Here is a 12,335-nt window from a genome sequence, read left to right as displayed (position 1 = left end):
ATATGAAGATTCTGACAGTTTGCAGCACTGGACTGGGTTCGAGCTTCATCACTCAGCTCAATATTGACAAGGCCCTGAAAGAACTTGGCGTGACCGGTGTCGAGACCGACCATAGCGATTTGGGCTCTGTCAACAAGGGCGATGCCGATGTTATTTTTGTCGGGCGTGACATCGCTGATGCTGCCAAGGATCTGGGCGACGTGGTTGTTCTGAACAGCCTGATTGATATGAATGAGATCAAAGAAAAGCTGGCCGAGGCTCTGAAGCGTCACGGTGTTGATGTCCATGAAGAGGGGCAGAAGGCATGAACGGTGCATTAAAAGTCCTTTTGGACATTTTCCGACAGCCTTCCGTCATCGTCGCGCTGATCTCCCTGATCGGCCTGGCCCTGCAGCGCAAGTCTGCCACGGACGTCATGAAAGGAACCATACGGACATTCGTAGGCTTCCTGGTCCTGGCCGCCGGCGCAGGCGTGGTAACCAACGCACTGACCCCCTTTGGGGATATGTTCCAGCACGCCTTCCACGTCCAGGGTGTCGTCCCTAACAACGAGGCTATTGTCGGCACGGTCCTGGTCAAGTACGGCTCTGTTGCCGCACTCATCTTCTTCTTTGGAATGATTGTCAATGTCCTGCTTTCGGCAACATCATATTTCAAATATGTTTACCTGTCAGGACATGTGGCCTTCTATATGGCCACGATGATAACTGTCATCTTCGTGGCGGCCGGATTCTCCACCTGGCAGACTCTGCTCTGGGGCTCAATCGCTCAGGGCCTGGTTGTGACCCTTTCGCCCGCAGTCGTACAGCCTTTCATGAAGAAGGTCACTGGTACCGATGATGTGGCCCTGGGCCACACGGGCGGCTCGGGCATCGCTCTGGGCGGTCTGGTGGCTATGCTCACCCGCAGCAAGAAGCATCCTTCCAAATCGACTGAGGATATCAACTTCCCCAAGAATCTGGGCTTCCTGCGCGATACAACAGTCATCGTGGCCCTGTCCATGGCTGTGATCTATGTCATCGTGGCACTCTTCGCTGGTCCCGGCTATATCGAGAGCAAGCTCAGCGATGGACAGAACTTCATCGTCTATGTGATCATTCAGGCAGCCACTTTCTCAGCCGGCGTCTATATCATCCTGGCGGGTGTTCGTGTGGTCTTGGGTGAGATCGTTCCTGCCTTCAAGGGCATCAGCGAGCACCTGGTCAAGAACGCCAAGCCCGCACTGGATGTCCCCGTCACCTTCACCTTCGCCCCCAACGCCGTTCTGATTGGGTTCCTGTCCAGCTTCGTCGGCGGCATCGTGGGCATGGCCATCATGGCCTTGGCTGGCACCACTGTCATCATCCCCGGTGTCGTGGCTCACTTCATGACCGGCGGCGCTACAGGCGTGATCGGCAATGGCGCGGGCGGTCGGCGCGGAGCCATTCTCGGTTCCTTTGTCAATGGCCTGGCCATAACCTTCCTGCCGCTCCTGCTTCTGCCAGTGCTGGGTTCTGTGGGCAAGGGCGCCGCCACATACTCGGATGCCGATTTCGGCGTGGCCGGCATCTTCCTAGGCTACCTCAACAAGGCTGGCGGCCAGATTGCGATCATCGCGGGAATCATTGTCGTGCTGATCCTGGTCTATGTGGTTTCCTACTTCATGAACAAGCGCAAGAAGGCTATTGCCGCTGCAGCTGACTCGGCTGACAAGGCTGAAGCCGTCGCCTGAATCTGAAGCCCCTGTCTCATCTGTGAAGATGACAGGGGCGACGATGGGAAGGGTCATGGGACTAGCGGACTTTTCAATATCAGTTCCATGACCCATCCGTTGCTGGGCAATATTTCAGTTTGGCCCCTGTGCAGGGCAGAGACAAGGGGCTTCTGCAATCATTGAACGAAGCAAATCTCGATTGGCACAGGCCGCGGGATTTCGATTCATGAAAGCAAGGAAATATCAGGTGGGTCGGTTTTGCAATGGTAGATGGAATTCCCAAGTATGTGTCCGTGCGAGACCATTTGCGCGGAAGCGTCAAACGGATGAAAGAAGGGGCGCAGCTGCCTACTGAGTCCCAACTTTGTGCACGGTACAAGGTCAGTCGGATCACGGTTCGCCATGCCATAGAAGATCTGATCCGTGAGGGGCTGATCGTTCGTAGCCAGGGCAAGGGGACCTTCAAGCTGAAGTCGCCCGCTTCCTCCCGCGAGGTGATCAACGGCCGCATCAGAGGCTTCTGGCGTCAGCAGCATGACCTGGGCAGAACGGTCAAGACCCGAGTGCTGGGCAACAGGATTGTCAAGAAAGCCGATATTGCATCAAAGCTGGGTCTGGAGGCTGAAGCGGACCTGATCGAGCTGGAGCGGTTGCGCTATGTCAATGGCAACCTACAGCAATATGTCTGCACCTACCTGCCGGATGCACAGTTTCCGGAGATACTCGAGCATGATTTCTCCGACGGATCCCTCTATGATTTCATCGAAGGACGATACGACGTCAGGCTCGCCAGGAATGAGGTCGTGGTCCGCATCGAGAATGTCGATTCGCGGATTGCCGGGTACTTTCATGTGGACAAGGGTCGGCCCGTGCTGGCTATGGACTCCACCGTCTTCGACGGATTCGGCTCAGTGGTGGCATTCGGCGTGGCTCTCCAACCGCCTGCATATTCCGAAATAGAGTTCGTCATCAACAGCGTGCCGGACTCCAGGTAATCTCCAGGTAATGTTGTCTGCTCCGGGAGGCCGGCAACGGCATCTGGCAATGACCATGAATGCTTGTCGGCCCTTGGATGACCTTTCATGTCGCTGCTCGAAAATTTCGGTCCGGTTCCTGTCTGTGTGTCGTGTTTGTCGTGCTTGAATGGTTCGTCCTGCCATGGATATGATTGACCATATATGCCCGATTCCTCGCAATGAGTGTATCGGAGATGGGAAGGCAGGTGCGACCATGGGGCGTCTTCAAGGCAGGAAAGAGCGCGAGCCGTTTGTGCTCGAGCATGCCAGTATCGCGACCGGAGATGAGCAAGGCACGGTCCAGAAGGATATGTCTGTTCTGGTGTCCGCGGACGGCCGGATAGAGCAGGTCTGCCCGACCCCGCTGGCCTACGTGCCTTCCGGATATCACCGGATCAACGCTACGGGCAAGTTTGTGGCGCCTGGACTCATCAATGCCCATACCCATCTTTTTGCCGACGGCAAGCCCCTGTCTGGCGGTACGGACCTGTCGCCGCGCGTGGTCGACGCTGCTTTGAAAGTGGTGCACAGCCCTGCCGGCAAAGTCCTTATGGATGCCAGGATCAAGGGCAATGTCTCCACGCTGTTGAACTCGGGCGTGACGACCATTCGTACCCTGGGTGATGTGGGCTATGAGGCGGTTCGTCTGCGTGACAAGATTGATGCGGACGAGCTGACCGGCCCGCGCATGTTGGCTGCTGGTCCGCTCCTGGCGATTCCAGGAGGGCACGGTGATCCCTTCATCGCCCTGTCCTGCTCCTCTCCCGAAGAAGCCAGGCGTCGGACCCGGGAGAACCTGGATCATGGCGTCAATGCCATCAAGGTGGCTGCGACCGGTGGCGTCACCGATGCCACCAAGCTTGGCGAGGCCGGCAGCCCGCAGATGACCGAAGAGGAAATGGCCGCCGTCTGCGATGAAGCCCATGAGTTTGGCGTGCTCGTCGCAGCACACGCCCAGAGCCCGGAAGGAGTCAAGGCCGCCCTCAAGGCAGGCGTGGATACCATCGAGCACGGCAGTGCTCTGGATGACGAGATGATCGGGCTCTTCCTTGACAATCCGCGCTCGCTTCGTGGTTTCTCGGCCCTGGACCCCACACTGTCCGCAGGACTGCCGCTGGTCAAGATCAGCCAGCAGGAGCTGGGAATCAGCGACATAGTACGCGGCAACTCCGAACTGGTCGTTGACGGCATGGTCAAGAGCGCCAAGCAGGCTCACGAGAACGGCATTGCCGTCGGCGTCGGGACCGACACCGGCATGACCTTCGTGCCCCAGTACAGCACTTGGCGGGAACTCGACTATCTGGTGCGGTACGCTGACTTCACTCCGGCGCAGGCCTTCCACGCCGCCACCCAGGTCAATGCCCGAAACCTGGGCTTCGACAATGTCACTGGTTCGGTCGATACGGGCAAGGATGCGGATCTGATCGTCCTTGACGAGGACCCTGCCAAGAATGTGCGGACACTGGCTGATCCCAAGCTGGTCATCGTTCGTGGCAAGCCGGTCTGGCGTCCTGGGGTCAAGCACTTCGAGGAAATCGATCGCCTGCTCGACAGCTTCTGAGCATTTGCCTTGTGCGACCATTCAGGAGCAAGTAGTAGTTTGGCTGCCTGATGATTCCCTGATGACCGGATGGTATGCAAGCATGTCGGTATGCACAAGGGAGAACCGAGAGTGGATCAGGGCGACCAAGCCAAGGTTGTAGGAAGGTTGGCACCTTCGCCGACTGGGCGAATGCATCTTGGCAATATCTATGCATGTCTGGCGGCCTGGCTGGGTGTCAGGTCGCAAGGATCTGGCGGGGTTCTGCGGCTTCGCATCGAAGACATAGATGCGCCGCGGGCGGTCAAGGACGCTGATCGTTGGATCATGGATGATCTGGCCTGGCTGGGATTGGATTGGGACGGCGAGGTGGTCTACCAGTCCCAGCGCGCCGATGCCTACAGTCAGGCATTGAAGTTGTTGGAATCGCAAGAATTGGTCGGTGGGCAGCCCTTGGTCTACCCCTGCTTCTGCTCCCGTGCCGACATCCGTGCGGCATCGGCGCCGAATGAGGGCGACGGGTTCATCGTCTATCCGGGCACCTGCCGAGGACTTTCCCATCCGACAGTCAGTGAAAGGCTGGCTCGGGGGCAGAGGCACAGCCTGCGAATCGCAGTCCCCGATCAACCCGACGAGTCGGATGCCGCCTGTCGCTTCAGGGATCTGATCTTTGGCCCGCAGTCCTTCAACTTGCCCAGGCAGGTCGGCGATGTGGTCGTCAGACGTTCGGACGGCTTGGTTTCCTATCAGTTGGCGGTGACGGTGGATGACCTGGCCATGGGCGTCAATCAGATCGTTCGAGGACGGGACCTTCTAAGGTCCACGGCCATTCAGATGTGGATCCGGAATCACCTTCAGCCGCAGGCTCCTCGTGTTCAGTATGCGCATCTGCCGCTGATCGATGGCGTGGACGGCAGAAGAATGTCCAAACGCTTCGGATCGCCGGACCTGGGGTTGCTTAGGAGAGACGGATGGACGGCCAAGCAGGTGCTGGGGATCTGCGGCTGGCTCCTGGGAATCTTGGACTGTCCCAGACCTGCAAGTGCGCGGGAGCTGCTGGATGGTTTCACGTGGAACACGCTGGCCGCTGACCGCAAGGACCGGCAGCTTGACCTGAGCAAGCTGAACGTTTCTGACGTAAGGCCGGATCTGTGAGCTCTTCGATTTTGAATTTCCTTGCTCGTTTCTGGCATCAGCTTTCTCCCGGGCTTGTGAGCTTGCCGGTATGAGCCACTGGCTACCATGGCCTCAGTCAAGGCTTCCGGATTTTAAGGAGGTAGCGGGTCATGGTCGCCTATATGGACCACAAGGATCTGGGCAATCGGCAGATCAGCCGGGAACGGGCGGTGCAGATCACGGATGGGGTCAAGCGTGTGGCTGACAGGATCGCCAAAGCGGAGGACTCCGCCGGCCGAAAAGAAGGCTCGGTGACTCTGCTGGCGGCCACCAAGACCCGCGATGTGGGCGAGATCATGGCAGCCATTGATGCCGGGGTGCGTCGGATCGGCGAGAACCGTCCTCAGGAGGTCACCGCCAAGGCCCAGGGTTTGCTGGAGCTCTGTCGGGACAGGGGACTGGTCCTTGGCACCGACGCTGCAGACAGTGATTCATCAAGCGCCAGCGTGGGCTTCCGCCTCATTGGGCAGCTCCAATCCAACAAGATCAATAAGATCCTGCCATATGTCGACACGGTCGAGTCGGTCGACGGGCCCTCGCTGGCTCGAAAGCTGGCCACGCGGGCACTGGCGTCGGGCAGAACTGTGGGCATCCTCCTGGAGGTCAACGAGTCCGGCGAGCAGGCCAAGTCGGGCTGCGCTCCCGACCAGGCCCTGGATCTGGCCTATGAGCTGGCCAGTATGGAGGGGATTAGGCTCAAGGGTCTGATGACCGTCGGCGCCCATGTGGATGATGAGGCCGTCATCAGGAGCGGATTCGCCCATCTCCGCGGCCTGCGAGACCGCATCAGGGATTCGGGGGAGCCGGGCACGGACACCTGCGCCATGCTGTCCATGGGCATGACCGGAGACATGGAGTATGCGGTGGCCGAGGGGTCGACCGAGGTCCGTGTAGGCACAGCCATATTCGGCCCTCGGGCTTTTATCTGATCGGCAGCTCTCTGTTTCAGGACCCGAACCTGTCAAGAGGCCCGGCCTGGGGCTAGACTGTGCCCTATGAGAATCGCGCGTTTTTCCTACAAGGACACCCCACGATACGCCTTCGTCCAAACTGACAAGCAGGACGGCAAGGACTACCTGGTCGAGCTGAGCGGCTACCCCCTGACCGGCCAGCAGGTCGAACCCACCGGCCAGCGTTACCCATTGGACGACGAGGATGTGCGGCTGCTGGCTCCGGTCATCCCTTCCAAGATTTACGGGGCAGCCAAGAACTACCGCGCCCACGCCGCCTACATGGCCGAGCATGGCCAATCCTCGAACCCGGAACCACCGGAGAAGCTCATGCTCTTCATGAAGCCCTCCACCTCGGTCATTGGCCCTGACGACCCCATCGTCAAGCCCTCCTACAGCAAGGACATGAATTACGAGCCCGAGGTGGCCGTCGTCATGGGCAGGATGGCACGGAAGGTGAGCGTCAATGAGGCCATGGACCATGTGCTGGGCTACACATGCGTCAACGATGTGACCCTGCGCGACCTGCAGAAGAATGATCCTATGTGGACCCGCTGCAAGGGCTTTGACACCGCCTGCCCCCTTGGGCCTTGGATCGAGACCGACCTGGACTATCGGGATGCGAAGATCTCCTTCAAGCTCAACGGAGAAGAGGTGCCCGGGGCCAGCGGCACCACCGCAAACCTGATCCACTCCATTCCTGAGCAGATCGCCTTCATCTCCAGCTTCGCCACCCTGCTGCCCGGCGATGTCATCATGACCGGTACCCCTAACGCCACAGGTTCGTTGAAAAACCGGGACGAGGCCACGGTCCAGGTGGAGGGGATCGGTTACCTGCGCAATGTGGTCATCGACGAGTAGCGAATAAGAGGAGCAACAAGCAAGGCAAAAACTTGAGTCGAATGGGCTCAAGTTTGGGAATAGGTGTCCTCCTTCTGCTGTTGTAGAAGACAGATGAACCCGTGACGGGGTCTGGTCGAATGTTTCGGCAGCCCCCGCCGAAGAATGTTGGAGGATGCTCTATGAACGAAAACTTCACCACCATGGCCCAGCAGGCCATAGGCGATGCTATCCAGTCGGCTTCGGCGGCTGGCAACCCCCAGGTGGATGTGCTCCATCTGTTGGACTCTCTGCTGCGTCAGCAGTCCGGAGTGGTGCCTGGACTGATCCAGGCCGCTGGTGGTGACAGCCAACGAGTCGGAGCAGAGGTCCGTCAGGCCCTGGTGGCTCTGCCGTCGGCCAGCGGGTCCACGGCCTCGCAGCCCGATGCCAGCCGTCAGCTCAGCATGGCCCTGGCCCAGGCGGAGAAGGAAATGCAGGCCATGGGGGACGAGTATGTCTCTACCGAGCATCTGCTCATTGCCATCGCTCAGGGTCCCTCGCAGGCCGCCGATATTCTGAACCGGAATGGTCTGCAGGCCGATACCCTGCGCAAGGCCGTGCCCCAGGTGCGCGGCGGCGCCAAGGTGACCAGCCCGGATGCCGAGGGCACCTACAAGGCACTGGAGAAGTACTCCACCGATCTGACTGCCCAGGCCAAGGAGGGCAAGCTGGACCCGGTCATCGGCAGGGACCAGGAGATTCGTCGTGTCATGCAGATCCTGTCCCGGCGGACCAAGAACAACCCGGTCCTTATCGGCGAGCCCGGTGTGGGCAAGACCGCTGTGGTCGAGGGTCTGGCCGAGCGCATCGTGGCCGGCGACGTACCTACCACCCTGCAGGGCAAGAGGCTGATCTCCCTGGATCTGAGCTCCATGGTGGCTGGCAGCAAGTACCGCGGCGAATTTGAGGAGCGCCTCAAGGCCGTCCTCAATGAGATCAAGAGCGCCAACGGTCAGGTCATCACCTTCATCGACGAGATCCACACCATCGTCGGAGCTGGTGCAGCCGAAGGATCCATGGACGCAGGCAACATGCTCAAGCCCATGCTGGCCAGGGGTGAACTGCGTCTGATCGGCGCCACCACCCTGGACGAGTACCGTGAGAACATCGAGAAGGACCCGGCTCTGGAGCGCCGCTTCCAGCAGGTCTTCGTGGGCGAGCCCTCCGTGGAGGACACCGTGGCCATCCTGCGTGGCCTCAAGCAGCGTTACGAGGCCCACCACAAGGTGACCATCGGGGATGATGCCCTGGTCGCGGCAGCTACGCTGTCCAACCGGTACATCTCTGGTCGTCAGCTGCCCGATAAGGCCATCGATCTGGTTGACGAGGCCGCTGCCCACCTGAGGATGGAGCTGGACTCCCAGCCTGAGGAGATTGACGAGCTTCAACGCCGCGTCACCCGTCTGGAGATGGAGGAGATGCAGCTGAAGAAGGCCGATGACCCTGCCTCCAAGGACCGCCTGAGCAAGCTGCAGGCCGAGCTGGCGGACTCCCGTGAGAAGCTGGGGGGTCTCAAGGCCCGTTGGGAGAATGAGAAGGCTGGCCATAACAAGGTCGGCGACCTGCGCGCCCAGCTGGATGCCAAGAGGGTCGAAGCTGACAAGGCCACCCGTGAGGGCGACCTGGAGAAGGCTTCCCGCATCCTCTATGGAGAGATCCCCGGCATTCGCAAGCAGCTGGCCCAGGCGGAGAACGCGGCCGAGCAGGCCAAGAACGCCGCCAATGATGCTGGTCCCGACGGAGCTGACATCGCCGGTGGGCCGGCCCAGGAGCCCATGGTTCCCGACCATGTTGATGCGGATTCCGTGGCTGAGATCGTCTCTGACTGGACTGGGATTCCCGTAGGACGGCTCATGGAGGGCGAGAACGAGAAACTCCTGCATATGGAGGACTACCTGGGCAAGCGGGTGGTCGGCCAGCAGGAGGCCATCCATGCGGTATCCGACGCGGTCCGGCGCTCGCGTGCCGGCATCGCCGACCCTGACAGGCCCACCGGATCCTTCATGTTCCTGGGCCCCACCGGCGTGGGCAAGACGGAGCTGGCCAAGGCTCTGGCCGACTTCCTCTTCGACGACGAGAAGGCCATGGTCCGCATCGACATGTCAGAGTACATGGAGAAGGCCTCGGTCTCTCGTCTGATCGGTGCTGCTCCCGGCTACGTGGGCTACGAGGAGGGTGGTCAGCTGACCGAGGCCGTGCGTAGGCGGCCCTACTCGGTGGTCCTCTTCGACGAGGTGGAGAAGGCCAACCCCGAGGTCTTCGACCTGCTCCTGCAGGTTCTGGACGACGGCAGGCTGACCGATGGCCAGGGTAGGACGGTGGATTTCAAGAACACCATCCTGATCATGACCTCAAACCTGGGCTCGCAGTTCCTGGTCAGGGACGACCTGGACGAGGAAGGCAAGCGCAAGGCCGTCATGGATGCCGTACACGCCAACTTCAAGCCCGAGTTCATCAACCGGCTGGACGACCTGGTCATCTTCCACCCGCTGACCCGCGACGAGCTGGGTTCCATCGTGGACATTCAGGTCAAGCAGGTGGCCCAGCGGCTGACTGATCGGCGCATCACCCTGGATGTCACCGACTCTGCCCGGGAGTGGCTGGCCAACATGGGCTATGACCCGGCCTTCGGCGCTCGTCCCCTGCGTAGGCTGGTGCAAACCGAGGTTGGTGATCAGCTGGCCAGGATGCTGCTGGCCGGCAAGGTCCACGACGGCGACACGGTTCTGGTGGACCAGACCGGTGGCGACCACCTGGAGCTGACTGCCTGGCCCACCGAGAATCTGGTCGATGACTCGGTCACGGTCGACGATGTGACAGCTGATGGCGATGCCGATGCTGATGCCGGCGATGGCGGACGTGATGGTGGCCGTGGCCGTCATGCCGCTCGTGGCGACGGTCAGGATCAGGCCCAGTCTCACTGAGATCAATTAGGGTCGGCACACGGGGATAATTCCGGGTGCCGACCCTTTCTGTATTACAGACTGTGCCCTATGGATTCAGTGCAGAGCGGCCGCCGGATCCTTGCCCTCTTGCATGGACTCCCACTGGCTGTCGACGATGACCTGGGGGCGTCGTGCCGCGACTGTCGGAAGTTGGTCCATGTCGATCAGGGCGAGGTGTAGCCAGCGACGGCGCAGGTGCCGCAGCCGGTGTAGACGACGAATGTTGAGCATGGCCAGAATTGTGGACAGGGCCCCTGCTGCTGCCGCGATCATGGGGTTGAGCATCCAGCCAAGGAAAGGCTGGCAAATTCCGGTGGCAACGACCAGGGCGATGATGTTGTAGACAGTGGACCAGATCAGGTTCTGCCTGATGACCTGGGTCGTGGCCCGGCTCAGTTCTATGGCCCTGCCGGTTCCGTCCAGGTCGTCCTGGTGCAGGATGAGATCCGGTTGCATCGGGTCTGTACCCTCCGCATCTGCTTGAAGTTGGGGACCCAGAGCGATGCTTACTCGGGCCTTGTCTGTCAGCTCATGATCAGCGGTTGTAGCAGCTGCCAAAGCCACTAGGCTTGTTCGGCCCCGTTCCCGGGTGGAGGTGGCATTTTGACCAGTCCGATCCGCCGGAACCCCCCTGCTGGTCCGGGTCAGGTCGTGGTTGAGCCTATCCATGCACTCGCGTTTGCGCTCGGGGGTCAGCTGGGTGATCAACATATCCACGCCCGCCTGACGGGCTGCATGCTCGATCCTGTCGTCCGGCTGGCGGCTCCCGTCCAGGATCAGGCTGCTTACCCGCAGGGCGCGTAGATGGGTGGCGGTTCGGGTCAGGGATTCCGTATGCACTCCTTGGCCCTCCGAGTCATCGGGATCCAGCAGAGAGGAGTCGTCCAGGATCAGGGTCCGCACCCGGCCCAGACGGTTCATGGCTCGTGGCGAGGTGAAGAGCAGTCCGTGGGACAGGCCCGTCTCCAGGCTGGTTCGGAAGGCCATGGGGATGGTCATGGCTGCTACGGCAGGGCAGGCGATGGTCAGTACGCAGACGGCATTGCCTACAGCGTGGGCCAGGTGGGGCTGGGGACCCAGCATGAGCCAGAGCATGAAGGCCCAGACAGCCAGGATCATGATCATGGCGATGGCTGTGTGGACGATCCGATCCATCCTGCGCATGTCGGGGGATCGCTCGACCAGGGCCTGGGGAATGATCTTTGCGAGCCTGGCTGCGTAGGTGTTGTCGCCGACGGCATCAACGCGGATGGACAGTCGGCCCTCCAGAATCTTGCTGGAGGCCAGGATCCGGTCGCCGGGTCCGCATGGCCGGGGTCTGTCGCCGCCTGTCAGCTCGCTGTCGTCCACCAGGGCCGACCCTGATTCCACAACTCCGTCAGCAGCTGGCCGCTCACCTGTGCGTACCAGGAGCAGATCGCCTGGGCGGATCCGGTCGCGTGCAAGGATCTGGGCGGGGACTGTCTGCGGATGCTCGGGATCGGCCACCAGGCCTGAGGCTGGCCGGATCTCCGTCAGGTGGTTCAAGGAGGCCACCAGCGAGGCTTCCATTCTGGTGCCGATGACCCGAGCCAGCAAGAGGAGGGTGATGACCACGCCGATCAGATCGAAATAGGGGGATCGGGAGCCCTCCGGCAGCTGGGATCCGGCCAAGCAGGTGACCAGGCTGTACAGGTAGGCCAGGCTTGTGGCCAGCATGGCCAGGAGGTCGGGGCTGCAGCGGTGCTCGGTCATGGCCTTCCAGCCGTCCGTGAGTATTCCACGGCCGCAGTAGAAAAAGACTGGGGTTATCAGAATAGCCTGCACCCAGGGGCTGGTCAGCCAAGAGGGTAGCAAATCGGGGCCGAAACGATCGAACAGATCCAGAACCAGGACGGGCGCGGTCAGCAGGGCGCTGACGATGGTCGGCCTGATCAGACGTTGACCGCGGGAGTTCAGATCGGCTCCCCACCTGCCCCAATCCTCGGGATCGCGCCAGGCACGGTTGGCTGGGGAACCCGTGCCCGCATCCTGGTCATGGACATGAGCCGACGGCATAAGGAAGTACCAGATGATCAGCCAGGTGACCGCACAGGCCACGACCAGATCGGCTATCGCCAGGAAGATATCGATACCCACGGATCTCCTTCGGTC

9 protein-coding genes are annotated in these 12,335 nt (G+C 60.8%); 8 read left to right on the top strand and 1 reads right to left on the bottom strand.

The annotated features are described in order from the left end of the window. Positions 1 to 2 precede the first annotated feature (2 nt). From ACUIAG_RS05965 to clpB, 8 genes are all read left to right on the top strand, one after another. Complete coding sequence (locus tag ACUIAG_RS05965; RefSeq protein WP_313841355.1) at positions 3 to 308, top strand: PTS sugar transporter subunit IIB; 306 nt, start codon at positions 3 to 5, stop codon at positions 306 to 308. Then, positions 305 to 1,711, top strand: coding sequence for a PTS ascorbate transporter subunit IIC (locus ACUIAG_RS05960; RefSeq protein ID WP_445339345.1), 1,407 nt, complete (start codon positions 305 to 307; stop codon positions 1,709 to 1,711). Before ACUIAG_RS05965 ends, ACUIAG_RS05960 begins: the two co-directional genes overlap by 4 nt. Before the next feature lie 245 nt (positions 1,712 to 1,956). Beyond that, positions 1,957 to 2,688 carry a GntR family transcriptional regulator gene (locus ACUIAG_RS05955; protein ID WP_445339344.1) on the top strand — a complete coding sequence of 244 codons (732 nt, stop codon included), beginning with the start codon at positions 1,957 to 1,959 and terminating at the stop codon, positions 2,686 to 2,688. Between the two features lie 235 nt (positions 2,689 to 2,923). Next, positions 2,924 to 4,270: an amidohydrolase family protein gene (locus ACUIAG_RS05950; RefSeq protein ID WP_445339343.1), complete on the top strand. Its 1,347-nt coding sequence runs from the start codon at positions 2,924 to 2,926 to the stop codon at positions 4,268 to 4,270. A 90-nt stretch (positions 4,271 to 4,360) separates the two neighbouring features. Next, entirely contained in the window at positions 4,361 to 5,404 is a 1,044-nt protein-coding gene (gene gluQRS / locus ACUIAG_RS05945) for a tRNA glutamyl-Q(34) synthetase GluQRS (protein WP_445339342.1), read from the top strand. 131 nt (positions 5,405 to 5,535) lie between these two features. Continuing rightward, positions 5,536 to 6,354 (top strand): YggS family pyridoxal phosphate-dependent enzyme, encoded by an 819-nt coding sequence (locus ACUIAG_RS05940; protein WP_445339341.1) that lies wholly within the window; start codon positions 5,536 to 5,538, stop codon positions 6,352 to 6,354. A gap of 66 nt (positions 6,355 to 6,420) precedes the next feature. Further along, complete coding sequence (locus ACUIAG_RS05935; RefSeq protein ID WP_445339340.1) at positions 6,421 to 7,236, top strand: fumarylacetoacetate hydrolase family protein; 816 nt, start codon at positions 6,421 to 6,423, stop codon at positions 7,234 to 7,236. A 161-nt stretch (positions 7,237 to 7,397) separates the two neighbouring features. Continuing rightward, positions 7,398 to 10,181, top strand: a complete 2,784-nt coding sequence (gene clpB / locus ACUIAG_RS05930; protein WP_445339339.1) for an ATP-dependent chaperone ClpB — start codon at positions 7,398 to 7,400, stop codon at positions 10,179 to 10,181. A 75-nt stretch (positions 10,182 to 10,256) separates the two neighbouring features. On the opposite strand, the gene ACUIAG_RS05925 is transcribed toward clpB, so the two are convergent. Further along, positions 10,257 to 12,320, bottom strand: a complete 2,064-nt coding sequence (locus ACUIAG_RS05925; RefSeq protein WP_445339338.1) for a P-type ATPase — start codon at positions 12,318 to 12,320, stop codon at positions 10,257 to 10,259. Positions 12,321 to 12,335: the final 15 nt, after the last annotated feature.

This window comes from Bifidobacterium sp. ESL0825, assembly GCF_052606465.1.
This window is presented reverse-complemented; position numbering and strand designations above follow the sequence as displayed.

Excerpts from the sequence above, each read along its gene's own strand:
- ACUIAG_RS05965 (WP_313841355.1), top strand. The coding sequence starts at position 3 with ATGAAGATTCTGACAGTTTGCAGCACTGGACTGGGTTCGAGCTTCATC.
- ACUIAG_RS05960 (WP_445339345.1), top strand. The coding sequence starts at position 305 with ATGAACGGTGCATTAAAAGTCCTTTTGGACATTTTCCGACAGCCTTCC.
- ACUIAG_RS05955 (WP_445339344.1), top strand. The coding sequence starts at position 1,957 with ATGGTAGATGGAATTCCCAAGTATGTGTCCGTGCGAGACCATTTGCGC.
- ACUIAG_RS05950 (WP_445339343.1), top strand. The coding sequence starts at position 2,924 with ATGGGGCGTCTTCAAGGCAGGAAAGAGCGCGAGCCGTTTGTGCTCGAG.
- gluQRS (WP_445339342.1), top strand. The coding sequence starts at position 4,361 with ATGCACAAGGGAGAACCGAGAGTGGATCAGGGCGACCAAGCCAAGGTT.
- ACUIAG_RS05940 (WP_445339341.1), top strand. The coding sequence starts at position 5,536 with ATGGTCGCCTATATGGACCACAAGGATCTGGGCAATCGGCAGATCAGC.
- ACUIAG_RS05935 (WP_445339340.1), top strand. The coding sequence starts at position 6,421 with ATGAGAATCGCGCGTTTTTCCTACAAGGACACCCCACGATACGCCTTC.
- clpB (WP_445339339.1), top strand. The coding sequence starts at position 7,398 with ATGAACGAAAACTTCACCACCATGGCCCAGCAGGCCATAGGCGATGCT.